Origin of the sequence: Mesorhizobium sp. B2-3-4 (assembly GCF_006442315.1) — a bacterium.
Lineage (GTDB): Bacteria > Pseudomonadota > Alphaproteobacteria > Rhizobiales > Rhizobiaceae > Mesorhizobium.
This window is the reverse complement of the sequence record NZ_VFVY01000004.1, coordinates 105,051-128,321: the sequence shown is the minus strand read 5'-3', so window position 1 is coordinate 128,321 and position 23,271 is coordinate 105,051. Positions and strand designations below refer to the sequence as shown.

Here is a 23,271-nt window from a genome sequence, read left to right as displayed (position 1 = left end):
ATGCCGAACAGCTGGAGCAACTGGTCGGGCTTCGTCACCGCCGAGCCGCGGCTGATGGCGAGCCCCGCCGATGCCGGCGAACTCGGCGATCTCGTGCGCACGGCGCCCGGTCCTGTCCGCGTCGTCGGCGCCGGTCATTCCTTCACGCCATTGGTGGCGTCGCAAGGCACCATCCTGTCATTGGAGAAGCTCGAAGGGCTGGTCTCGCATGACGCGAAAAAGCATCAGGCACGCGTGCGGGCCGGCACACGGCTCGGTCCGCTCATGCACATCCTGCAAGACATCGGCCAGGGTCTGCCCAATATGGGCGACATCGACCGTCAGGCGATAGGCGGCGCGCTCGGCACGGCCACCCATGGCTCGGGGCCGACGCTCGGCGCCTATCACACGCAGCTCGAAACGGTGCAGATCGTCGACGGGCTCGGCAAAATTCGCGACTTCAACCGGGAAGGGGACCAGGAGGCGATCCATGCCATTGGCGTCGCGCTGGGTGCCTTCGGCATCTTGAGCGAAGTGACGCTGAACAACATTGCGACCTACCGGCTGCGGCGCCGCAAATGGGTGCTGCCGATCGCCGACATGCTGCGCGATTTCGAAACGATGATGGCCGAGCACCGGTCGGCCGAATTCTACTACATTCCGTTCTCCGGCTACGCGCAGTTCATCGCCAGCGATTTGAGCAATGCTGCGACCACAGCGCGCCCGACCGAGGATGACGAGGCCGGGTTGAGGACGTTGCGCCGTTTGCGCACCGGGCTCGCCTGGCTGCCCTCGCTGCGCCGCCGGCTGATCCGCGGCGCCGTCGCCAAGGTGCCGGCCGAGGACTATGTGCAGGACTGGCTCAACGTCTATGCCAGCGACCGGCAGACCAGGTTCAACGAGATGGAATATCACCTTCCCTTCGAGGAGGGGCCGAACGCGCTGGCCGGGATCATCGAACTGACCGAGAAGCGCTTTCCGGAGGTCTATTTCCCGATCGAAGTGCGCAGCGTCGCCCCCGATCGGTTCTGGCTCTCGCCCTTCTACGACAGGCCGACCTGTTCCATCGCCATCCACCATGACGCGGCGAGCGATCCGCTGCCGTTCATGCGCGCGGCCGAGCCGATCTTTCGCAGATACGGCGGCAGGCCGCACTGGGGCAAGATGCACAGCCTGAAGGCGGCGGATCTGAAAAAGCTCTATCCGCGTTGGGACGACGCGATGGCGGTGCGCCGCGATATCGACCCCCAGAACCGCTTCGTCTCGCCCTATATGGCCGGCCTGTTCGGCATCGACCCATGAGCGCCTATTTCGCCATGCTTTCGGTCGCGTTGAGGGAAGCCGGCCTTTTCCAGCCTTGCCTGGTGCTTGACCGCGACCGGCTGGACGGCAACATCGCCCTGGCGAAGGAACGGCTCGATCCCGGGCTCGTGGTGCGGCTGGTCGACAAGTCGCTCGCTTGCCTGCCATTGCTTGCCCATATCGGCAAGGCGCTTGGAACCCGCCGGTTCATGACCTTCCATCCGCCGATCAGCGAGGCGGTGCTGAAGGCGTTTCCCGATGCCGATCTCCTCTATGGCAAGCCAATGCCGGTCGGGGCGGCAAGGGCGGTGCTTTCCAGGGCAGACGCGGCCTGGTCGCGCGTCTGCTGGCTGATCGATACCCGGGAGAGGCTGGCGGAATATGGCGCGCTCGCCGGCGAACTCGGTGTCGGGTTGCGCATCGCTTTCGAAATCGACGTCGGGCTGCATCGCGGCGGCTTCGCGGAACCGGAGGCGCTTTCGCAGGCGCTAAAGGCGCTGTCGGCCCACAAAGGCCTGCGTTGCGAAGGGATCATGGCCTACGAAGCGCATGCGCCGCACATTCCAGGCCTGTTCGGCGGCCGGGCTAGAGCGCTCGCGCAGGCTTCGGAACGGGCCGCCGCTTTCGTGGATTGCCTCGGTGCGGAGCAGGGAAACATTCTCAACATCGGCGGCAGCAAGACCGCGCTGCTTCACCATGGCGGCACCGCCAATGAAGTGTCGATGGGCTCCGCCTTCGTGCTGCCCGGTGATTTCGACACGCCGGGCCTCCATGGGTTCCAGCCGGCCGCCTTCATCGCGACGCCGATCCTGAAAGTGGTCGAGCCGATGCTGCCGGGTCCGCCCGCCGTTTCCCGTCTGCTCAAGGCGCTTGGCCGCTTTCCGCGCAATGGCTGTTATCTCTACGGTGGCAAATGGATGGCCGACGCCGTGTTCCCCGAAGGCATGAAGGCGAACGGCCTGCTTGGCCTGTCCTCGAACCAGCAATTCATGGGTCTCCCTGCCGGGACCGTCGTCAGGCCGGGCGACTATGCGTTCCTGCGGCCGACGCAGAGCGAAGCCGTGCTGCAGCAGTTCGGGGCGATCGCGGTGCTTTCCCAGGGCAGAATCGTCGATCGCTGGCCGGTGTTGCCGACGATGTGAATATCGCCATCGTCCTAAATTGGTTGACTTAGTCAAGTAAATGATTGATCCTGTGTCGACAGGAGATGATCAATGACAATCCGCCATCAGCCCGACAGGGCCGTCCCCAGCAAGGATCTGATCGATGCGGTGCGGGCGTTCAACCGCTTCTACACCCGCCAGATCGGGCTGCTCGACGAAGGGCTGCTGAAGAGCACGTTCTCGCTGACCGAGGCGCGCGTGCTCTACGAGCTGGCGCATCGTGACGGCCTGACCGCGACCGATCTCGGACGCGATCTCGGGCTCGATGCCGGCTATGTCAGTCGTTTGCTGAAGAAGTTCGAGCGTCTTCATCTCATCTCCAGGGCCACGCTGGCTTCGGACGCGCGGCAATCGTCGATCGCGCTGACGCCGGCCGGCCGCAATGCCTTCGCGCCGCTGAACAAGGATTCGCACGACCAGGTTGCGGCCCTGCTCGATCGCCTGCCCACGTCGGAGCAGGACCGGCTGGTCAAGTCGATGCGTACGGTACAGCGTCTTTTGGATGAGAATGCCGAGCCAAAAATCCCTTACCTGCTGAGGCCGCTGCAGGTCGGCGACATCGGCTGGATCACCCGCCGGCAAGGCATGCTCTACGCGCAGGACTATGGCTGGGACGAAACTTACGAGGCGCTGGTTGCCGAAATCCTCGCCGCGTTCGTAAAATCCTACGATCCGAAATGGGAGCGCAGCTGGGTCGCCGAGCGGGAAGGCGAGGTCGTCGGCTCGGTCTTCGTCGTGCGCAAGTCGGACCAGGTGGCCAAGCTGCGCCTGCTCTATGTCGAACCTTCAGCGCGTGGCCTCGGCATCGGCAAGCGCCTGGTCGAGGAATGCATCGGCTTTGCCCGTGCCAGGGGATACAAGACCCTGACCTTGTGGACCAACGACATTTTGACCGCTGCCCGGCACATCTACCAGGCGGCCGGTTTCAGGCTGACCGAAGAAGAGCCTCACCATTCCTTCGGCAAGGATCTGGTTGGCCAGAACTGGGATCTCGACCTCTAGCGGCCTCTCCGGCAATCCCGGTTGTTGGCAAATTGCGCCGATGATATTGAAGACGGGTCGAAAAGGACCTTGGAGCGGCAAACGGTAAGCCCGCTCCCTTCCATCGGATGGAAGCTCCGTTCCCATCTGGAATGGGAACCCACGGCAAGCCCACGGCGTGCTTTGACGCCGGGCTTGGCGTTCGGGGTCCCGCCGGTCGGCGTTCCTTCGCGTGCCAGGCGCCAACGAAGGAGAAGAGAAAATGCCCATCATTCGCGCCGATACCGGCGTCGTCACCCAGATCAATGTCTTCACCGTGCCCGAGGGCGGACAGCAGGCCTTGATCGACTTGCTGCGGGAAGCGGCAATGAGTTGTCGCGGCATTCCCGGCTGGATGTCCGCCAGCCTGCACAGGAGCCTCGACGGCACACGCGTCGCCAATTACGCGCAGGCGCGGGACCAGGCGGCCATGCGGCGCGTCTTCGAACATCTGCGCACGAGCGGTTTACTCGATCGCAACAAGGGCTTGGGCCAGGCCCATCCCGGCCTCTATGAGGTCGCGCTCACCATAGAGTAGCCGACGCGGTAGACCGCGCCCCGGTCCATTCCGGGGCGCGGTCCATTCGGCTCCAGCCTCTACGGTTTGACCGGGATCCAGATTTCCAGCCCGCCATCGCCGGTGCGGGCATCGAACTCGGGCCCATAGCGCTCGAATTCCGGCGCGTCGGCGATTTCGTGGCCGGAGTCGGGCAGCCAGCTGTTCCAGATCGTGTTGATCGTGCGCCGGATGGTCGAGATGTGCTCGCGATGCGTGAACACGGCGTATTTCTGCGCCGGCACCCGCACCCGCTGGAATTCCTTGGGCAGGTCGGCGAAGTCGCGCACTTCGACGCCGACGACATAGTCGAAATTGCCGGAATCGTCGCCATTGAGGCAGACGCCGTAGAAAACACCGGAAATCTCGCCTTGTATGTTGCCGATATGGGGAGCGAAGCGCTGCCATTGCATCGGAATGGCGGCGCTGGACTCGCAGCTGTAGCGCTCGCCGAGCCCGGCGATGAGGAAGGGCCGGCTGGTTTCGAAGCGAGGCGGCTCGAGTGTGGTGAGAAGTGAACTGTCCATCAGGATAGGCTCCACGAGGTCGAGGGACTTGGTCGAACCTTGCGCGCGCACCAATTCCGGCGTGGTGCCGAACTGGTCGCGGAAGGCTCGGGTGAAAGCCTCATGCGAGTTGTAGCCGGCGTCGAGCGCGACGCCCAGGATGTCGGTCGCTCCGCCGGCCAGCTTGCGCGCCGCCTCGGTCAGCCGGCGCGAACGCATGTAACCCATGACGGAGCGACCGGTGGCGGCGCCGAAGGCGCGCGTCACATGAAAGCGCGACACGCCGCTACTTTGGGCAACGTCGTCGAGTGTAACGGCGTCCGGCAGATGGCTTTCGACAAACCATAGCGCTTTCTCGGTCGGGTTCATGTGTTCCTCGCATTTGGCGCCTTCACTCTGGCGCCTCGTGGCCCTGCCAGTTTGATCGAAATTGCGCATGGCGCAAAATGGCGAACGGCCTGCCGTCGATCGTTGGCGCGAATATCCGGAAAATGCCGTTGATGACGGTCACGCGAGGCAGCGATTGACCGCAATTCTGTTCTGTTATAACAAAACCAAATGATCGTCTTGCCTTGGCGCCGCAGGCGGCCTAGGCTGCGACTCGTGATGGTCCCCAAGCCGAAAGGCGAGGGGTGAAAAGGGAACGCGGTGAGACCCGGTTTGGGTCGAGGCCGCGGCTGCCCCCGCAACTGTAAGCGGCGAGCAAGATCCGGAACGCCACTGGCCGGCAAGGCTGGGAAGGCAGGATTGCGCAGAGACCCGTGAGCCAGGAGACCTGCCATCACAGAGTTGACCGGACGGGGTGTGCCGGGAGGAAACGTGGACATCGGTCTGTCGGCCGGTCGACCAACATCCTTCCGTCGCCAGTTTTGAAAGTGACGGAAGTTGGACGGCGCAAGCGATCGTATTCATCCCATACCGATGCATCAGATCATCGTGTGCACCCTTTGCCGCGACGTGCCGACCGGCGTCAGGTCGGGCGAAAGCCTATGCAGTGAGCTGCGCTCCCGCCTCTCGGCCCATCATGAGCCTGAGCTGGCGCATGGGTTCACGGTCGAGGGCGTCGCCTGCATGGCCGGATGCGCGCGTCCGTTGACGGTGGCTTTCCAGGCGCCAGGCAAGGCCGCCTATCTCTTCGGGTCGATCGACGCCGAGGCCGACGCTGGCGATCTCGTGCGGTTTGCCAGGCTCTACGCTTCGCTTGCCGACGGCTGGTGCAATTCCGGACAGCGTCCGCCGCGGCTGGCCGGCAAGACGCTGGCCCGCATCCCGGCATCGGCCAAGCCGGCGGATGGCAATCCATGACGTCGCCGCTTCTTGACGCGCATGAGCTGAGTGCGACGGCGAATGGCCGGAAGCTGGTCGATACGGTCAGCCTGTCGGTGGTATCGGGCGACCGCCTCGCCATCATCGGCCCCAACGGCGCCGGCAAGACCACGCTGCTGCGCATGCTGTCCGGCATGCTCAGGCCAAGCTCCGGCGCGGTGAGGCTTGGCGGGCGGCGTCTGGACAGGATTTCACCGGCGGAGCGGGCCCTTCACATCGCCGTCGTTGGCCAGACCGACCAGCCGGATCCGCGTCTGGCGGTGATCGACTATGTCGAGCTTGGCCGCGTGCCGCATGCCGGCCTGAGGCGCCGGGGCGAGGAACGCGACATTGTCGTGGAGGCGCTGCGCCGGACCGGCCTGTTGCCATTGCTCGGCCGCACCGTCGGCTCGCTGTCGGGTGGTGAACGCCAGCGTGCCCAGCTTGCGCGCGCCATCGCGCAGGAGCCAAAGATACTGTTCCTCGACGAGCCGACCAACCACCTCGACCCGCGCGCCCGCGCCCAGCTGCTCGAACTGGTGGCCGGCTTCGGCATGACCGTGATCGCCGTGCTGCACGATCTGGCGCTGGTGGCACCCTTCGCCACAAGGGTGGCGGTGATGAACGAGGCCCGGCTGCACGCGCTGGCGCCGCCGCACGAAGCGCTGACGCAGCAACTGATCCGCGACATTTTCGGGGTCGATGTCTTTCGCCTGCGCCATCCGACGGAGGATCGCGAGCTGACGGTGTTCGATGTTCCCAATCGCGCCGCGCCGCCATCCTGACCGAAACCCGTCTTCATCCGCCCCCGTCCTTCATCAGCATTGTTCAACCAAGGAGCAAAATCCGTGAAACGTCTCGCCTTGTCGCTCGTCCTCTCGCTGCTGGCCTCGACAGCCTTTGCCTTCCCCGTCACCGTCGACAGCTGCGGCAAGCCCTTGACCTTCGATGCGCCGCCCAAGCGCGCGGTCATCCATGATCTCAACATGGCCGAGATGGCCTTCGCGCTGAAGCTGCAGCCCTCGATCGTCGGCCTCACCGGCATCACCGGGTGGTACAAGGTCGGCCCCGAATTCAAGGCCGAGCAGGGCTCCATCCCCGAACTGGCGCCGAAATATCCGACGCTGGAGAATCTCGTCGCGGTCGAGCCCGATTTCTTCTTCGCCGGCTGGTACTACGGCATGAAGCCCGGCGGCGAGGTGACCCCCGACACGCTTGCCCCGCACGGTATCAAAACGCTGGTGCTGACCGAAAGCTGCGTCCATCTCGACAAGAGCCGCCCTGCCGCCTCCATGGACCTGCTTTATGGCGACATCGAAAAGCTGGGCAAGATCTTCGGCAAGGAGGCCGAGGCGGACAAGCTCGTCTCCGGCTGGAAAGCGCAGCTCGCCGATATCACCGCCAAGGTCGGTGATCGCAAGGGGACGCGGGTCTTCCTCTACGATTCCGGCGAGGACAAGCCGTTCACCGCGGGAAAATTCGCCATTCCCAGCGCCATGATATCGGCGGCCGGCGGCGACAACATCATGGCCGACATGGAAACAAGCTGGGGCAACACGGACTGGGAGACGGTGGCGGCGCGCAATCCGCAATTCCTCATCCTGCTCGATTATCAGGACGGCGGCGGCTACAAGAAGCTGCTCGAGTTCCTGAAGGCGCACCCGGCGATGAAAGAGACCGACGCGGTCAAGAACGAGCGCTTCGTCGCCCTTCGTTATGCCGAACTGACGCCAGGGCCAGCGAACATCGAAGCAATCGACAAGATCGCCAGGGCGATGCATCCGGAAGCGTTCTGATGCATCTTGCCCGGGAGCACAAATCCGGCGCGCTTTCAGGGCACAGGGCCTTTACGCTGGCCATGACAGCCGGCGCGGTGGCGCTCGTCGCTTTCGCGCTGCTGTCGATCGCATATGGCTCGACGCTGATACCTCTGGGCGATGTCGTCGCGGCGATCGGTCGTGCCATCGGGTTGGATGAGCCGCAGATATCGGGCCCGGTCGGCAAGATCGTCGTCGATCTGCGGCTGCCGCGTACGATCCTGGCGATCTGCGTCGGCGGCGGGCTGGGCGTTGTCGGCGCCTTGCTGCAGACGGTGACCCGCAACGACCTTGCCGATCCCTTCCTGTTCGGCCTGTCTTCGGGAGCCGCTGCCGGCGCTGTTTCCGTCATCACCATCTTCGGCGACAGTTTCGGCATCTGGACCTTGCCGGTCGCGGCCTTCACCGGGGGCATACTGGCCGCATGCATCGTGCTGCTGCTGGTCGCGCGGGTCAGGGGGCAAGGTCCCGAACGGCTGATCCTCGCCGGCCTTGCCGTCTCCTTCATGTTCACCGCCTTGACCAACTATCTGGTCTTCGCCGGCGACCAGCGCGCTGCCCATTCGGTACTGTTCTGGACGATGGGCGGGCTCGGGCTGGCGCGCTGGGACAATGTATGGCTGGGCGCGGTCGGCGCCGGCGCGATCGCGGCCTACGGGCTGTGGAACCACCGCAGGCTGGACGCCTTCCTCGCCGGCGAGAGTGCTGCCGAGAGCCTTGGCGTGCCGGTGGCGCGCATGCGCAGGGCGACATTTCTCGTCGCCGCCTTCTCGACGGCGATCCTCGTCTCGGTCGCCGGCGTCATCGGTTTTGTCGGGTTGATGATCCCGCATCTGTCGCGGCCGCTGGCCGGTCCCTTGCATCTGCGCCTGATTGCGAGCTGCGCGCTGTTCGGGGCGGTGCTGCTTCTGGCGAGCGATCTTCTGGCCCGGACCCTTTTGCCGCCGCAGGAACTGCCGATCGGCATCATCACCAGCTCGCTCGGCGCGTTCTTCGTCGTCACCATGGTCGTTCGAAACCGCCTTTGAAGCGGTGTCTTCAGTACCCTTCCGGGGGCGCTGTTTCGGGTGGCCGAGGCATTCACCACCCGCTAACCAGGATCACGGTGCATGGCAGGCATACGCATTTTGCCGGCTTTGGCAGCGCTGTGGCACCTTGAATAGTAAGCACGCTTATTATATGTATCGCTCATGGTTTCAGATGGCATCGACAGATTGGGATTTTTGATCCACGACGTGCAGCGCCTGATGCGCAAGCGCTTTGAGGCGCGCGCGAGCGGGCTTGGGCTGTCCTCGGCGCAATGGCGGCTTCTGGTCCGCGTCGCCAAGGAGGCTGGCGTCGCGCAGGCGCGGCTCGCCGAACTCCTTGAAATCGAGCCGATCAGCGTCTCGCGCCTGGTCGACCGGATGGAGGAGGGCGGCTGGATCGAACGCCGTTCCGACGCGGCTGACCGGCGTGTGCGCATGATCTTCCCGACCGAGAAAGCGAACGCGGCCTATGCGGACGTCAAGAGCCTTGCCGGCGAGGTCTATGAGGAATCGCTGAGCGGCGTTTCGCCGGAAGACCGACGCGTCCTGATCCAGGTGCTGGATGTCATCGTGCAGAATCTGACCGACGGCGAGGCCTCGTCGCTTGAAAAGATCAAGAGTGCGGAAGGCGCAGCAGCATGAACGCCGTAGCCAAGGTAGAAGAAAACGCCGCCAAGGTGGAGATGGAGGCGCCGGCCCAGCCGGCTGCCGCCCCCGTCGCGGTCGCTCCTCCCGTGCAGCCGGTCGCGGCGCCGAAGAAGAAGCGCCGCATTGGCCGCTTGTTCCTGATGTTGGCCCTGCCGGCGGCGCTGGTCATCGGCGGCGGTTATGTCTGGGTGACGGGCGGACGCTACCAGGAAACGGAAAATGCCAATTTGCAGCAGGCCAAGGTGTCCATCGCCTCCGATACGGCCGGCCGCATCGTTCAGGTCGCCATAGCGGACAACCAGATCGTAAAGCAGGGCGATCTCTTGTTCGCCATAGACCCCGAGCCCTATCGGATCGCGCTCGCCCAGGCCGATGCGGCGGTCGCCGCCGCGCGCCTCAATGTCGAGCAGCTGCGCGCCGCCTACAGCCAGGCGCTGGCCCAGCAGAAGTCCGATTCCAGCGAGGTCGACTATGCGCAGTCGCAATATGGCCGCGCCGCCGATCTTGCCCAGAAGGGCATCAACGCCAAGTCATCGCTCGATCAGGCCAGGAACGACCTCGACAAGGCAAAGCAGCAGCTTGCCGTTGCCGAGCAGGGTATCATCAGCGCCAAGGCCGCGCTCGGCGGCAACCCCGACATCGAAACCGACAAGCATCCCACGGTAATGTCGGCGCTCGCCGCGCGCGACAAGGCCGCCTACGATCTGGCGCAGACCACGGTCAAGGCGCCCGCCGATGGCATCGTCTCGCAGGCCTCGTCCTTCAAGGTCGGCCAGTATGTCGGCGCCGGCACGCCGCTGTTTGCGCTGGTCGAGACCGGTGACACCTGGATCGACGCCAATTTCAAGGAAACCCAGCTCACCAACATGAAGCCGGGCCAGAAGGCCGAGATCGTGGTCGATACCTATCCTGGCAGGACCTTCGAGGCGACCGTCAAGGCTATCGGTGCCGGGACAGGCGCGGAGTTCTCGCTGCTTCCCGCACAGAACGCCACCGGCAACTGGGTCAAGGTCACGCAGCGCATTCCGGTGCGCCTCCAACTGACCGACCCCGATGCCACGATGGCTTTGCGCACCGGCATGAGCGCCACCGTCACCGTCGACACCGGCGTTGCGCGCGGTTTCCCGGCAATATTCGGTCACGCCAAGGCTGGCGAGGTCGTGCAGTAGAGTTGGCCGAAGCCCGGATGGGCGGACGCCGATAGCGAGATTGGTCTGAGGGGAGGAGTGAGAAGGATCGGTATTTTGGTTTCGAGCCGCGCCAGGGCCGGGCTGAAATCTGAAACCTTCGACACGGACCCGTCGGTCCTCATGTTTCCGGGCGGCAGCGCTCCGCTCAATCGAGACGTTCGGTCGATGTAACCCCCACATCGATAATCGCGTCCCACCGCGATGAGTGTCTCTCAACGGAAGGCTTGCCGCCCGGAAACCTAGAGCCGGATGATTTCGGGTCGATTCGACCTGAAATCTGAATCCGCCTCTAAATCAAAGAGGTAGAGCATGATGTCGTCCGCGAACCACGTCACGCTTTTTGGCGTCGTGCTCTAGTGTACACGTTTTTGTTACCTGCTGGAAGTTCAGCCTCATGAGCACGCCCGAACCATTCAAGGAAGTGCCGCATCGCGGTCTGATCACGGTCGCGCTGATGCTGGCGACGGTCATGCAGGCGCTCGACACCACGATCGCCAATGTCGCGCTGCCGACCATGACCGGCGATCTCGGCGCTTCTCCCGACAACATCAACTGGGTGCTGACCTCCTACATCGTGGCCGCCGCCATCATGACCCCGGTCACCGGCTGGCTTGCCGACCGGCTCGGCCGCAAGCAACTGTTCCTCGCCTCGGTCGTTGGCTTTACCATCTGCTCGATGCTGTGCGGCATAGCCTGGAGCCTAGAGACGATGGTGCTCTTCCGCCTGCTGCAAGGCGTGTTCGGCGCCGCGATCGTGCCGCTGTCGCAGACCTTCCTGCTCGACATCAATCCCAAGGAGCGCCATGGCCAGGCGATGGCGATCTGGGGTGCCGGCATCATGCTGGGGCCGATCCTGGGGCCGACTCTCGGCGGCTGGCTGACCGAGAATTTCAACTGGCGCTGGGTGTTCTTCATCAACCTGCCGGTCGGCATTCTCGCCTTCCTCGGCATGGCAGCGTATCTGCCCGTCGTCGCCAAGCGCTTGCGCAGCTTCGACTTCTTCGGCTTCGCCATGATCTCGCTCGGCGTCGGCGCGCTGCAGCTTCTCCTCGATCGCGGCGGTGAGGTCGACTGGTTCAACTCGGCCGAGATCTGGATCGAGCTTGCTCTCTCGCTCACCGGCTTCTGGGTGTTCGTCATCCATACGGTGACGGCGGAACATCCCTTCATCGATCCCAAGATATTCCTCGACCGCAATTTCGTGACAGGGCTGGGCTTCATCTTCATCATGGGCGTGCTGATCCTGGCTTCGATGTCGCTCCTGCCGCCGATGCTGGCCAACATATTCGGCTACCCGACGGTCACCATCGGCGTGGTGCTTGGACCGCGCGGCATCGGCACGATGATCTCGATGCTGGTGGTTGGCCGCATCATGCACAGGATCGACGCGCGTATCCTGGTCGCCTTCGGCTTCCTGCTGACGGCGCAGTCGCTCTACACCATGGCGAGCTTCACCCCGCAGATGGACAATTGGCTGATCCTTTCCTCTGGTATCATCCAGGGCCTCGGCATGGGCATGGTGTTCGTGCCGCTGTCGACAGTGGCCTTCGCCACCCTCGACGCGCGCTATCGCACCGACGCCACCTCGCTGTTCAGCCTGGTGCGCAATCTCGGCTCCTCGATCGGCGTCTCGGTGGTCGCAGCCCTCATGGTGCGCAACACGCAGGTCAACCACACCGAGCTGTCCGCCTTCATCAACCCGTACAACCCCAATTTGTGGGCTGCCTCGCCGGCCGCGGCAAGCGGCGATCCCGCCGCGCTTTCGCAAGTCGACAGGCTGGTCAACGTCCAGTCGATGATGATTTCCTACATCAACGACTTCAAGATCCTGATGATGATGACGCTGGCCGCGATCCCCTTCGTGATCCTGCTGCGCAAGCCGAAATCGGCGTCGGCGGGCGGTGCTCCCGCCGCGCATATGGACTAGGCTGGCAGGCGGGCACTGGCTCGCGCTCGGCATGGACCACACCGCCATGGCTGTTGGTCCTAGCCGGGCTCCAGGCAAGGCTGCATCGTTCGCCAAATCGACGCACGGATGCAGCCACGATGCAAAATCCGACATTTCCGGTCTTCGACCTCGGGCAATTTGAGCAAGCGAGCGCCGCCGACAAGAAGGCACTCGGCGCCGAGGTCGATCGCATCTGCCGCGACACCGGCTTCCTGGCGGTCAAGAACCACGGCATTGCGCCGGAGGTGATCGACGCCGCCTGGTCGAAGGCCCGCGCCTTCTTCGACTTGCCGCCAAAACAGAAGCAACGATCCAGGGCGCCCTACAAGGGCTATCCCTACGGCTATCTCGGCCCCGAACTCGAAGCGCTGGCCAAATCCCGCAATGTCGACACGCCGCCGGACCTCAAGGAGAGCTTCAATGGCGGGCCGCTCGGCGTGCCGGCGGGCATGTCCGATCCCGAGGCACTTGCCTTCTGTTATGCCGAGACGATCTGGCCTGAAGCGCCGGACGGTTTCGTCGACGCATGGAAGGCTTATTATGCCGCGCTGGAGGATCTGGCGCTGCGCATCATGCGTGTGTTCGCCACCGCGCTCGGCCTGCCCGAGACCTTTTTCGACAGCTATCTCGATGCGCCGATCAGTGCGCTCAGGGCGCTCAACTACCCCGAACAGCTTGTTGCGCCGAAGCCCGGCCAGATCCGCGCCGGCGCCCATACCGACTATGGCAGCCTCACCATCCTGCTGCCGCAGGCCGGCTCGCGCGGCCTTCAGATCATCACGCCGGACGGAGACTGGACCGAAGTGCCGCCGATCCCGGGAGCCTTCATCATCAACATCGGCGACCTGATGGCGCGCTGGACCAATGACCGCTGGGTGTCCACCGTGCATCGTGTCGTCAATCCACCGGCGCCGGAGGGTGGTCGGGACCGGCGCCAGTCCATGGCTTTCTTCCACCAGCCGAACTGGGATGCCGAGATCAAGGTGCTGGATGCCTGCCTGGCGGATGGCGAGGCGCCGAAATATGGCCCGGTGCGCTCCGGTCCCTACCTGATGGCGAAATTCAAGGCGACGACGAAATAGGCCGCAGCGCCTATTTCCCGAGAACCAGGGCCCAATAGCGCAGGTTCGGGTCACGGCCGTCGCGCACATAGGCGAGGCCGAAGCGGCTGAAGTCCGGGTCGAGTATGTTGCGCCGGTGGCCCTGTGAATTCATCCAGATGTCGAACAGCTTCTGCTGGTCGAAGCGGCCTTCGGCGATGTTTTCGGCTGCCGCGCCTCGTACGCCATTGTCCTTCATGCGCGAGGCGAAATCCTTGCCCCAGCCGGTGGTGTGGCTCATGCGCTCGCGCGAAGCCATGTAGCCGGCCTGCTGCAGCGCTGCCTGCTCGAGCTGGCTGTCGGGTGTCAGCGGGCCGCGCCCGGCCGTGGCACGCAAACCGGCCAACGTGGCCGTGGCGGAGGACGATACACCCGCGCCCGCGCCGGTGGGGACGGAGACGGTGCTGCAGGCGGCAAGCATGGCAAGTGCGGCAAGGCCCGCAACGAGCAGGCGCCTGTTCGTGACCGGGCTGGGTTCGCGGCAACGGCTGTCGGTCGATGTATTGGCTGTGGTCATACATGCCTGATTGTTGGCAATCGTGGCTTTTGACGGGCAGGCTGATCAAATCGTGCGAAAATCCGGCCGGCGCCGTCTCCCGGGCTGTCTCCCGCGCGGTTGAATTGTTCTCGCTCGCTCGGCACAATCGGTTGATCCTTGCCCGTGAGTCCGCAATGCCAAAGACAGTTCGTCCTTTCCCGACACTTGCTACCGGGCGCCTGTCGTTGCGTGCTGCGACATTGGCGGACGCGGCGGCGTTCCGGGACATTCTCTCGGTGCCGGAAGTGACCCGGTTCTCGAACTGGCCGGACAGGCCAGGCAAGGCGGCCGCCGAGCGCGCCATGCGATGGATGTGCAAGGCCTATCCGTCCGGCAAGGGTTGCGCCTGGATGATCGAGGAGCGCGAGTCCCGGCGCCTGGTCGGCGCCATCCGCTTCAACTGGTTTGTCAAGAAATCGAAAAGCGGCGAAATTGGCTATGAACTGCATCCGGATTTCTGGGGCAGGGGCCTGATGACCGAAGCGGCCTTGGCCGTCGTCATTTGCGGCCATCGGTATTTCGGGCTCAACCGCATCGAAGCCTGGACTTTGCCGGGCAATCCCGGCTCGGACCGCGTCCTGGAGAAAGCGGGTTTCCGCTACGAAGGGACGCTGCGCCAGAAGGCCTGGTTCAAGGATGCGTTCCACGATTTTCGCATGTTCGGCCGGTTGGCCGGCGACCACGCGGTCTCATCGCGGCAACTGCCGCTTCGGGATGCGACGAAAACCATGTAGGAGGCCTGCCAGGCATGTTGCACCATATCTCCTTCGGTGTTTCGAACATCGAACGCTCGGCCGCTTTCTACGACGCCGCATTGGCGCCGCTTGGTTATGTCAGGGTCTGGGAAGATCTCCGGCCCGGAGAGGCAGGCCAAGCCGTGGGCTATGGTCCCGCCGGAGGCGGTGACAAGCTGGCGATAAAGCTTCATCCCAAGGGACAGCGCCCGCCGGGTCCCGGCTTTCATCTGGCTTTCGCGGCCCCGGATCGCCCCAGCATAGCGCGGTTTCATGCGGCCGCGCTGGCTCATGGCGGCAAGGACAATGGCGCGCCGGGCCTGCGCGCGCATTATGGTCCGCACTATTATGCCGCCTTCGTCGTCGACCCGGACGGCCATCATATCGAGGCGGTCTTGAACGCCCCGCAATAGGGCAGGCTCTTACAAAGGTCGTGAGCGGTTTCGATTATCGAGCGCCGGCGCGAAGACGGGTTGGCCAACCGACACGGACCAGCGTTTCATCTGGATCAGACATCGCGAATTCGTACATCCCCCAGGGTTTGTCTTCGGGTGACTGCTGAAATTCGCGCGCCGCGGCGTCGACATTCTCGAGGTAGAGATAAAGCCCGAAAGGGTTTCTGCCCGGTATCAACCATCCCTCGACCGCGTCCGTCAGATGTAGGGCCCCGCCTTCCGCGCTCGTCAACATGCGATAGGTGTCGGGTTCTCCCGGAGCAGGTCTTTGGCTGTCCGGGCGTAAGAAGCCCAGTCGATTGTAGAACCGCTCTGACGCATCAAGGTCATTGCACGGCAGGATCGCGACCAAGGATCCGGAAGGGCTCATTCCTGCACTCCGCCTCAATGCTTCTTGTCCGATCTTCTCAAGATCCGAAATTTGTCGCCTTTGAGGTGGCGTTCCAGTCGGGACGGCCCGATGACCGCTCCGAATCCTGACGATGCAGGGTAGCACCGCCTGCCTCACCGGCGATGACAATCCCGTGAAGGCGTATCCAAGCCCATCGATTGGGCGACAACCCCTGGCAAATCGGCTATGCTGATACATCTACTAGTGGCAGCTGCGGGCGGCCATCACGGCGGTGACCGCCCCCGACACACGGGAGGATGGTTATGGCCGGCTTTCATGTCATGGCGGACGCGTACGGGATGCATGTGCAACCCGCGGTGCGCCGCATTTCCACTGGAGACCTCTGGGATGCGCTGAAGCTCGGCGCCGAGGATTTCTGGGCCAAGCCCTCGCACTATGTGTTCCTGTGCCTGATCTATCCGGTCGTCGGCCTGATCCTGACGCAGTGGACGTCCGGCTCCAACGCCATCCAGCTTGTCTACCCCCTGATGTCGGGCTTCGCGCTGGTCGGCCCGTTCGCCGCGATAGGGCTCTACGAGATCAGCCGACGGCGCGAGCTCGGCATGAACACCGACTGGCGTCATGCCCTCGATGTTCGCCATTCATCGGCGCTGCCCTCGATAGCGGTCATCGGCATCATGCTGTTTGCATTGTTCCTGCTGTGGCTATTTACGGCGCAGTCGATCTACACCAGCCTTTTCGGCGCCGATCCGCCGGCCTCGGTCGGGGTATTCCTGCGCGACGTGCTGACGACCGGAAAGGGCTGGACGCTGATCCTTCTGGGCAACGCGGTCGGCTTCGTCTTCGCCGTGGTCGTGCTGGCGACCACGGTCGTTGCCTTCCCGCTCTTGCTCGATCGCGATATCGGCGCCGTTTCGGCGATAGAGACCTCGGCCCGGGCGGTGATGGCAAATCCGCTGCAGATGGCGATCTGGGGCCTGATCGTCGCGGCCCTTCTGGTCATCGGCTCGATTCCGCTGTTTGCCGGCCTGGCTGTCGTCATGCCGGTCCTGGGCCATGCGACCTGGCATCTCTACCGCAAGGTGGTCGAGCCGGCGCAGATTCGGCCGGTCCGTCGGCCGATGTGAGCAATCGTCCGGCCGTCTTGATCAAAGGTCGTCGAAGCCTGAATGAAGATGGGCAAAGTGCTGGAGTTGCTCAAAGGAGTTGGCCTGGCATGCCTTTGCCTGGCCGGCCACCTCGACGCCGCTCGTGCCCGAGCCGACGAGGTGGTGCAGTTTGACAGCGCGGCGGTGGGCCCGACGCCGTTTCAGCAGCGCAATGCTCGGCAACGAGGCGAGACAGCGAAACCTGTTCCCGGCATCGCGCTCCGCGGATACCTGACACGTCCTCCCGGTGAAGGCCCGTTCCCCGCTATAGTCGCTCTCCACGGATGCGCTGGTTTGCTCGCGAATGACAGACAGGCTTGGCCCGAGCGGCTGTCCTCCTGGGGTTACGTCGTCCTCGTTGTCGACAGCTTCGGCCCCCGCGGCATCAAGGATACCTGCCATGGCCTTCTTCCCGGTCGCGTCTTTGACGCTTACGGCGCCTTGGAGCTGTTGTCGAAGGACAGTTTCGTCGACCCGAGGCGCATCGCATTGATGGGGTTCTCCGCCGGCGGCATCGCAACGCTGGAGGCAGAGCAGCTTGGTGGCGCGGAACGGCTGATGGAGCACAAATTCCGGGCGGCGGTCGCCTACTATCCGAACTGCTCGGTTGCGAGCGGCGATATGGCCGTGCCGACTTTGATCCTCATCGGCGAGCTCGACGATTTCAGCCCGGTGCGGAAATGCCGGGAGATGATGGCGCGCCGCAAGGGTGACGGCGCCCCGGTGCAGCTCAACGTCTACCACGGCGCCCGGCATGCGTTCGACGCCGAGGAGTTCAAGACCAGCGTCGAGGCCTATGGCCACCGGGTGGAGTACAATGCGGCTGCCGCCGGTCAATCGGAAAGCGACGTGCACGCCTTCCTGAAGCAGGTTTTCGGCGGTTGACCCGGGTGGGTTCTCAGCGCTGCGCTTCGGTCGCCATCTTGACCGCCAGCGCGGCCAGCACCGTACCCATCATCCAGCGCTGGATCATCAGCCACAATGGACGGCCGGCAAGGAACGTGGCGATCGAGCCGGCGGTCACAGCGATGATGGCGTTGACGGTCAGGCTGATCGAAATCTGCGTGGCTCCGAGCACCAGCAACTGCGACAGGACATGGCCTTTGTCGATGCTGATGAACTGCGGCAGCAGCGACAGATAAAGCACCGCGACCTTCGGATTGAGCAGATTGGTCATCAGGCCCATGGCGAAGAGTTTGCGGGGCCTGTCCTTAGGCAGTTCGCGGACCTGGAACGGCGAACGTCCGCCCGGTTTCACCGCTTGCCAGGCAAGCCACAGGAGATAGAGCACGCCGGCAAGACGCAGCGCATCGTAGGCAAAAGGCACGGCAAGCAGCAGCGCGGTGATGCCGAAGGCGGCCGACAGCACGTAGAACAGGAAACCGACGGCAACCCCGCCGAGCGAGATCAGTCCGGCTTTCGGCCCTTGCGAGAGCGAGCGCGATATCAGGTAGATCATGTTGGGGCCGGGCGTCAGCACCATACCGAGGCAGACCACCGCGAAGGCAAGGTGATTGGCGGTATCGGGCATTGTACGTTCCCCAGCACGCCGCGATGGATGTGCGACCAAGCGAGCGGCCAATATGTGCCTGTCGCGACAGACGGCCGCAAGAGCTTGGCGCGCCAAGGCGTTGCGCCAGCAAGGTCGTCCTGGACTTCGTTTTCACGCAGATCCGTAGGGAAAGTGCCGCGCCTTTGCCGGGAAAACCGCTACCGGCTTTCCCTGGAATCGATCTAGCCGACGATGCGCAGGTTCGACAGTTCGTTGCCGATTTCCTTGAAATCGTTTGCCAGGCTGGCGCCGGTGGCATTCCAGAACAGCTTCGCCGGTTTGCTCGGGTCCGTGGCATCCTTGCGGAAGCGCGAATTCGACGAGCAGGATTTCAGCGCCTCGATCGCCTGCTGATCGCTGGTCTTGGTCGTCGACAGGTCGAGCGCCACGGTCATCACCATGATGTTGGCTGCCTTGGCGTTGCTGCAAAGCGTCGCCATCTGCTCGTTGAGCGCGTTCGTGTAGTTGCCGTTCGAATAGTCGAACTGACCGATGGCGCTCGATGTGCCCATGAACAGGCGGCCGACCGAGGTGCCGTTGTAGCCGGGGTTCAGATAGCCGTAGGACGAGTAGGTCGATTTGGAGTCGGCGGGATCGGAATAGCCCAGCGAGGAAGGCGTGTAGTAGGTGTTGGCGCCGTCGGTCAGCACGATCACGACCTTGTCGTTGCCTTTTTCGACTTCCGGGCGCCCTTGCGTGAACGGCTCGCCGCTCGAGACCACCCGCCAGCCCCAGGCCATGCCCTCGGGAACGTTGGTGCCGCCATTGGGCTGCATCAGGTCGATCGCCGCCTTGATCGAGGTCAGTCCGTCGGCGACGCTGACATCGGTCAGCGGCGTGATCGGATTGGTGGTGCAACTGTAATTCGGCCCGTTGCCGGCAGGCAGTGCGGGCGCATTGATCGGCCGCGGCTGGAAATATTTGGCCATGTTGCGCAACCGCGACTGGCCCGTGCTGCTCGATGGATCGTCGTTCCACCAGCTGTTGACTGCCCCGTAGGTCACCGGCGCGGCCTCGTCGGGATCCTGGGTGATCTTCCAATGATTGCCCGGCTCGTCCGGTGCGAACATGGGCACGAACATGGTTGCCGGATCGCCGACACCTATGCCGGTATTGGCCGATCCGCCGGATGGCGTGGCGTCGTTTACGTTGTAGGGGTAAGGCCGGGCCTCGACGCAGCCTTGCCAGCTGGCGAACGGACCGTAGGAATCGATGTAGTCATATTCGTCGTGGCTGCGGGCGCAGGTGCTGTTCGAATTGTAGGCGTCGCAAACCACCCGCTTGCTGCTTTTGACACGCTCGTGGTTGGTGACGACCTGCATGTCGCGGTAGAGCGAAAAGCGGGTCAGCATCTGGCCTTCCTCGCTGCCCCAGCCGGTGCCACGCTTATACCAGATGCCGTTGGTCTGCTGGGCATATTTGTCGGCGGCGTTCAGCGTCGACCAGTCGAAATTCTCGTTAGACACCGGCGACAGGCCCTCCGTGTCCATCCAGGACGCGTTGCCGTTGGCCGGGCCGACATTGACCGAAGCGGCGAACGGGACGAGGCCGAACTGCACCGGCTTGTCGACCTGCTTGATCATGGCCGCCTGCTGGGCCAGCGTGTCGATCAATTGCTTGGAAGCCGTTTTGAGAAGATCGATGCGCTTTTGCCCAGAGCCTGTGCCGAGCGTGGTCATCGACCCGGAATTGTCGAGCACCAGGGCAACTTCCAGCGTGTTCTTCAGTCGCACTTGCGACGTGACGTTGAAGCTCAGCCTCTGGTTCGCTTCGGTTGCCGATTTCCCGACAAGCTGGGCGAAGGCGGGGTAGAAATAGGGTTTGTAATTCAGCTGGGCGGTCATGGTGAGCAGGCCGCCGCCGGTGGCGTTGCTCGGCAAGGTGACATTGAGCGTCGCGCTGGCGGGATCGATATCGTTCAGATTGGCGTTGAAGAAGTTGAGCGCATAGGCTCTCAACTGATCGTCCGTTGCGCCTTCCGTCAGCCGGCGGGCGGTGGCGAAGTTGGCGGCGTCCAGCGCGTTCATCACCATCTGCTTTTCACGGTTCATTTCCGTGAAGTCGACCGCAATCGCCAGCCCGCCCATCAGTGGCACCATCGCCACAACGGTCATAAGAGCATAGTTGCCGCGTCTGTCGCGGCGAAACTGACGCCAGATTTCAAACATGCTTGCAGCGGCCCCCGCCGACGGATTCTCAGGTCTGCGCCAACTTTCCACAAAACGCTGAAGGACCGGTTTGGGAATCCGGTCGATTGCTTGGTCGTGGCTTCACCAACCGCTAACCAATCGACGGCCGCCGCCTCGCCGCAATTCGTGCCCGCCCGGGCGAAAGCTGATGACAGCATGGGCCGGTTCGGATAATTCGAACCGGCTGCGGCGAACCGTCGGCTGCCGCACCCGCAACGATCATACTGAAGGAAACGGCATGGCGGATTCGCCTGAAATCGTCGGCTCGCTCGAAGAGGTGTCGAAGGCCTATTCGGCAATCCTTTGCGATGTCTGGGGCGTGGTGCACAATGGCGAATGGCATTTTCCGGCGGCCGCGGCAGCCCTGGCCGCGGCAAGGGAGGCCGGCATACCGGTCGTTCTGATCACCAATTCGCCGCGCCGGCGTGCCGATGTCGTGGCGCAGATGAGCGTGATCGGGGTTCCGCCGTCGGCCTATGACCGTGTGGTGACCTCGGGCGACGTGACCCGGGACCTGATCGCGGAAGGGCCACGCAGGATTTTCCACATCGGCGCCGAGCGTGATCTGACGCTCTATGATGGCCTCGATGTCGAACTGGTCGAGGAGTTCGAGGCCGCCGGCGTCGTGTGCACCGGGCTGTTCAACGACGAGGCCGAGAAGCCCGAGGACTATACGGAACTGCTGCGCCGGTTGCGCGCCAGGAACCTGCCGTTCATCTGCGCCAATCCCGATATCATGGTGGAACGCGGCGAACGGATCATCTGGTGCGCCGGCGCGCTCGCGCGCGACTACGCGCAGCTTGGCGGCCGTACGCTGATCGCCGGAAAGCCTTACGCGCCTATCTACGAGGTGGCGATGAAGGAGGTCGCCGAGATCGTCGGCCGCCCGGTCGAGCGGTCGCGGATACTGGCCATCGGCGACGGCATGATGACCGACGTCAAGGGCGCGGCCGACAATGGCTTCGACGTTCTCTACGTTTCCGGCGGCATCCATGCCCGCGACTACGGCGATCCATCGCGGCCGGATCCGGCAAGGCTTGGGCTCTTCCTGGAGCGGCACGGCTATCGTCCGGTGGCCGTCATCGCAAGACTGCAGTAGGTGGCAATGGTCGCGTTCCAGCATCTTTCGACGATCGCGCCGCTGCCCGCCGATCTGCGCGGCGGTGTCGTCGCGATCGGCAATTTCGATGGCGTCCACCGCGGCCACCAGGCGGTGCTCGAACGGGCATTGGCCGAGGCCGGGCGGCGTGGCGTGCCGGCCCTGGTGCTGACCTTCGAGCCGCACCCGCGCACGGTTTTCAAGCCAGACCTGCCGCTTTTCGTCCTGACGCCGCCGCCGATGAAAGCGCGGCTCCTGTCGCTGCTCGGCTTTTCAGCGCTCGTCGAGCAGCCTTTCACGCGTGACTTCGCCTCGCTGTCGGCGGAAGCCTTCGTTACCGATGTGCTGGACAAGACGTTGGGCGTCACTCACGCCGTGACCGGTTTCGATTTCCATTTCGGCAAGGACCGCCAGGGCGGGCCGGCCTATTTGATGGCTGCCGGCGAGCGCCATGGCTTCGGTGTCACCCTTGTCGACGCCTTTCGCGACGAAGGCGCCGAGGTGGTTTCGTCGAGCCGCATCCGTGCCTTGCTTTGCGAGGGAGAGGTGGCCGAGGCCGCCGGCCTGCTCGGCTACCGCTTTACCGTGGAAAGCAAGGTTATCGGCGGCCAGCAGCTCGGGCGCACGCTCGGCTTTCCCACAGCCAACATGAGGCTTCCCGCGCAAGCCACCCTCAGGGAAGGCATCTATGCCGTCCGCTTCCGGCGTGCCGACGGCACGCTGCATGACGGCGTTGCCTCGTTCGGCCGTCGCCCCACGGTCGACGACAACGGCGCGCCGCTCCTGGAAACCTTCGTCTTCGATTTTTCCGGTGATCTCTATGGCGAGACCTGCGAGGTTTCGTTCTTCGGCTTCCTGCGCAGCGAGATCAAGTTCGACGGGCTCGATGCGCTGGTCGTGCAGATGAAACGCGATGAAGCCGAGGCCCGCGCGCTGCTTGGCGCCGTCCGGCCGCTGTCGGGTCTCGACGCATCCGTGGCGTTCTGAGCTACTTTTTCAGCGCAAGGCCGACCGCGATGAAGGTCCAGCCCTGGAAGATCAGGTCGATCGCCAGGAACAGCCCGAGCACCCACAGGCTGTTGACCGGCCACCCCATGGCGATGATCAGGCCGGCAATCACGCTGATGACGCCCGCCGCGACGATCCAGCCCCAGCCGCGCTCCGGGCGGTGGCTGTAGCCGACCCAGGCCCGCAGCGCACCGGAAGCAACGAGCGCGACGGCCAGCAGGAAGGTCAGCACCGCCGAGGCCAGCAGCGGATTGTCGAAAGCGAAGAATCCGGCGACCGCATAGAGCAGTCCGCTGAGCAGCCAGTAGAAGAAGCGGCCCCAGGTCTTGACCCCGAAAGCGTGCATGATTTCGATGATGCCGGCCACCAGCATCAGCCATCCCACGACATAGACGGAAGCCACCGTGGCGATGAACAGATTGCCGAAGGCGATGCCGCCGAGGATCAGCAGCAACACGCCAAGCCCGACAAACCACCCCCATTTGTCGCGCGTCTTGCCGATCACGTTCTCCAGTGCATCGCCGCGCAAGGTCATGTCGCCACCTCCGTTGAGGACCGCCAGCATGCAAGGAGGTTACCCTCGGCGCCGATCCGCGTCCAGCCGATGCGGGCCGGGCAGTGTGGGCCCAATGGT

At 63.9% G+C, this 23,271-nt stretch carries 24 protein-coding genes and 1 riboswitch; of the genes, 18 read left to right on the top strand and 6 right to left on the bottom strand.

Going from position 1 to position 23,271, the window contains the following annotated elements; all coding sequences use genetic code 11:
- The 4 genes from FJ967_RS08470 to FJ967_RS08455 all read left to right on the top strand — a co-directional run bounded on the left by FJ967_RS08470 (window position 1) and on the right by FJ967_RS08455 (window position 4,002).
- Complete coding sequence (locus FJ967_RS08470; protein ID WP_140731262.1) at window positions 1–1,281, top strand: D-arabinono-1,4-lactone oxidase; 1,281 nt, start codon at window positions 1–3, stop codon at window positions 1,279–1,281.
- The gene (locus FJ967_RS08465; RefSeq protein WP_140731261.1) at window positions 1,278–2,423 is read left to right on the top strand and encodes a DSD1 family PLP-dependent enzyme; all 1,146 of its coding nucleotides are present in this window, start codon (window positions 1,278–1,280) and stop codon (window positions 2,421–2,423) included. The genes FJ967_RS08470 and FJ967_RS08465 overlap by 4 nt, the downstream gene beginning before the upstream one ends.
- Window positions 2,424–2,495: 72 nt before the next feature.
- Window positions 2,496–3,446: a helix-turn-helix domain-containing GNAT family N-acetyltransferase gene (locus FJ967_RS08460; protein ID WP_140731260.1), complete on the top strand. Its 951-nt coding sequence runs from the start codon at window positions 2,496–2,498 to the stop codon at window positions 3,444–3,446.
- Window positions 3,447–3,687: 241 nt separating this feature from the next.
- The gene (locus tag FJ967_RS08455; protein ID WP_140731259.1) at window positions 3,688–4,002 is read left to right on the top strand and encodes an antibiotic biosynthesis monooxygenase family protein; all 315 of its coding nucleotides are present in this window, start codon (window positions 3,688–3,690) and stop codon (window positions 4,000–4,002) included.
- A 59-nt stretch (window positions 4,003–4,061) separates the two neighbouring features.
- On the opposite strand, the gene FJ967_RS08450 is transcribed toward FJ967_RS08455, so the two are convergent.
- The gene (locus FJ967_RS08450; protein ID WP_140731258.1) at window positions 4,062–4,895 is read right to left on the bottom strand and encodes an AraC family transcriptional regulator; all 834 of its coding nucleotides are present in this window, start codon (window positions 4,893–4,895) and stop codon (window positions 4,062–4,064) included.
- 221 nt (window positions 4,896–5,116) lie between these two features.
- Window positions 5,117–5,324: riboswitch (cobalamin riboswitch) on the top strand.
- A gap of 123 nt (window positions 5,325–5,447) precedes the next feature.
- On the opposite strand from FJ967_RS08450, the gene FJ967_RS08445 reads away from it, so the two are divergent.
- From FJ967_RS08445 to FJ967_RS08410, 8 genes are all read left to right on the top strand, one after another.
- Window positions 5,448–5,831 carry a DUF1636 family protein gene (locus FJ967_RS08445; RefSeq protein WP_140731257.1) on the top strand — a complete coding sequence of 128 codons (384 nt, stop codon included), beginning with the start codon at window positions 5,448–5,450 and terminating at the stop codon, window positions 5,829–5,831.
- Window positions 5,828–6,616: an ABC transporter ATP-binding protein gene (locus FJ967_RS08440; protein WP_140731256.1), complete on the top strand. Its 789-nt coding sequence runs from the start codon at window positions 5,828–5,830 to the stop codon at window positions 6,614–6,616. Before FJ967_RS08445 ends, FJ967_RS08440 begins: the two co-directional genes overlap by 4 nt.
- A gap of 63 nt (window positions 6,617–6,679) precedes the next feature.
- Window positions 6,680–7,627 (top strand): ABC transporter substrate-binding protein, encoded by a 948-nt coding sequence (locus FJ967_RS08435; RefSeq protein WP_140731255.1) that lies wholly within the window; start codon window positions 6,680–6,682, stop codon window positions 7,625–7,627.
- On the top strand, window positions 7,627–8,676 hold the full coding sequence (locus tag FJ967_RS08430; RefSeq protein ID WP_181175709.1) for an iron ABC transporter permease: 1,050 nt from the start codon (window positions 7,627–7,629) through the stop codon (window positions 8,674–8,676). The genes FJ967_RS08435 and FJ967_RS08430 overlap by 1 nt, the downstream gene beginning before the upstream one ends.
- A 162-nt stretch (window positions 8,677–8,838) precedes the next feature.
- Window positions 8,839–9,318 (top strand): MarR family transcriptional regulator, encoded by a 480-nt coding sequence (locus tag FJ967_RS08425; RefSeq protein WP_140731254.1) that lies wholly within the window; start codon window positions 8,839–8,841, stop codon window positions 9,316–9,318.
- Window positions 9,315–10,493, top strand: coding sequence for an HlyD family secretion protein (locus FJ967_RS08420; RefSeq protein ID WP_140731253.1), 1,179 nt, complete (start codon window positions 9,315–9,317; stop codon window positions 10,491–10,493). The genes FJ967_RS08425 and FJ967_RS08420 overlap by 4 nt, the downstream gene beginning before the upstream one ends.
- A gap of 415 nt (window positions 10,494–10,908) precedes the next feature.
- On the top strand, window positions 10,909–12,441 hold the full coding sequence (locus tag FJ967_RS08415; RefSeq protein WP_140731252.1) for a DHA2 family efflux MFS transporter permease subunit: 1,533 nt from the start codon (window positions 10,909–10,911) through the stop codon (window positions 12,439–12,441).
- 119 nt (window positions 12,442–12,560) lie between these two features.
- Window positions 12,561–13,544 (top strand): 2OG-Fe(II) oxygenase family protein, encoded by a 984-nt coding sequence (locus FJ967_RS08410; RefSeq protein ID WP_140731251.1) that lies wholly within the window; start codon window positions 12,561–12,563, stop codon window positions 13,542–13,544.
- Window positions 13,545–13,554: 10 nt separating this feature from the next.
- Here FJ967_RS08410 and FJ967_RS08405 read toward each other — a convergent pair whose 3' ends face one another.
- Complete coding sequence (locus FJ967_RS08405; RefSeq protein ID WP_140731250.1) at window positions 13,555–14,079, bottom strand: CAP domain-containing protein; 525 nt, start codon at window positions 14,077–14,079, stop codon at window positions 13,555–13,557.
- A gap of 155 nt (window positions 14,080–14,234) precedes the next feature.
- On the opposite strand from FJ967_RS08405, the gene FJ967_RS08400 reads away from it, so the two are divergent.
- Together FJ967_RS08400 and FJ967_RS08395 are read left to right on the top strand one after the other, a co-directional pair.
- Window positions 14,235–14,834, top strand: coding sequence for a GNAT family protein (locus FJ967_RS08400; protein WP_140731249.1), 600 nt, complete (start codon window positions 14,235–14,237; stop codon window positions 14,832–14,834).
- Between the two features lie 14 nt (window positions 14,835–14,848).
- Entirely contained in the window at window positions 14,849–15,247 is a 399-nt protein-coding gene (locus FJ967_RS08395) for a VOC family protein (RefSeq protein ID WP_140731248.1), read from the top strand.
- Window positions 15,248–15,281: 34 nt separating this feature from the next.
- Here the strand turns inward: FJ967_RS08395 and FJ967_RS08390 are convergent, their stop codons facing one another.
- Entirely contained in the window at window positions 15,282–15,659 is a 378-nt protein-coding gene (locus FJ967_RS08390) for a VOC family protein (protein ID WP_140731247.1), read from the bottom strand.
- A 284-nt stretch (window positions 15,660–15,943) separates the two neighbouring features.
- Between FJ967_RS08390 and FJ967_RS08385 the strand changes: the two genes are divergently transcribed.
- Together FJ967_RS08385 and FJ967_RS08380 are read left to right on the top strand one after the other, a co-directional pair.
- Window positions 15,944–16,768 (top strand): DUF2189 domain-containing protein, encoded by an 825-nt coding sequence (locus FJ967_RS08385; protein ID WP_140731246.1) that lies wholly within the window; start codon window positions 15,944–15,946, stop codon window positions 16,766–16,768.
- 42 nt (window positions 16,769–16,810) lie between these two features.
- On the top strand, window positions 16,811–17,674 hold the full coding sequence (locus tag FJ967_RS08380; protein WP_246675221.1) for a dienelactone hydrolase family protein: 864 nt from the start codon (window positions 16,811–16,813) through the stop codon (window positions 17,672–17,674).
- A gap of 13 nt (window positions 17,675–17,687) precedes the next feature.
- On the opposite strand, the gene FJ967_RS08375 is transcribed toward FJ967_RS08380, so the two are convergent.
- Window positions 17,688–18,320 carry a LysE family translocator gene (locus FJ967_RS08375; protein WP_140731245.1) on the bottom strand — a complete coding sequence of 211 codons (633 nt, stop codon included), beginning with the start codon at window positions 18,318–18,320 and terminating at the stop codon, window positions 17,688–17,690.
- Window positions 18,321–18,523: 203 nt separating this feature from the next.
- On the bottom strand, window positions 18,524–20,509 hold the full coding sequence (locus FJ967_RS08370) for a TadE/TadG family type IV pilus assembly protein (protein ID WP_181175708.1): 1,986 nt from the start codon (window positions 20,507–20,509) through the stop codon (window positions 18,524–18,526).
- A gap of 259 nt (window positions 20,510–20,768) precedes the next feature.
- On the opposite strand from FJ967_RS08370, the gene FJ967_RS08365 reads away from it, so the two are divergent.
- Both FJ967_RS08365 and FJ967_RS08360 read left to right on the top strand, forming a co-directional pair.
- On the top strand, window positions 20,769–21,629 hold the full coding sequence (locus FJ967_RS08365) for a TIGR01459 family HAD-type hydrolase (RefSeq protein WP_140731244.1): 861 nt from the start codon (window positions 20,769–20,771) through the stop codon (window positions 21,627–21,629).
- A gap of 6 nt (window positions 21,630–21,635) precedes the next feature.
- Window positions 21,636–22,616 carry a bifunctional riboflavin kinase/FAD synthetase gene (locus tag FJ967_RS08360; RefSeq protein WP_140731472.1) on the top strand — a complete coding sequence of 327 codons (981 nt, stop codon included), beginning with the start codon at window positions 21,636–21,638 and terminating at the stop codon, window positions 22,614–22,616.
- Between the two features lies 1 nt (window position 22,617).
- Here the strand turns inward: FJ967_RS08360 and FJ967_RS08355 are convergent, their stop codons facing one another.
- Window positions 22,618–23,172: an HdeD family acid-resistance protein gene (locus tag FJ967_RS08355; RefSeq protein WP_140731243.1), complete on the bottom strand. Its 555-nt coding sequence runs from the start codon at window positions 23,170–23,172 to the stop codon at window positions 22,618–22,620.
- Window positions 23,173–23,271 lie beyond the last annotated feature (99 nt).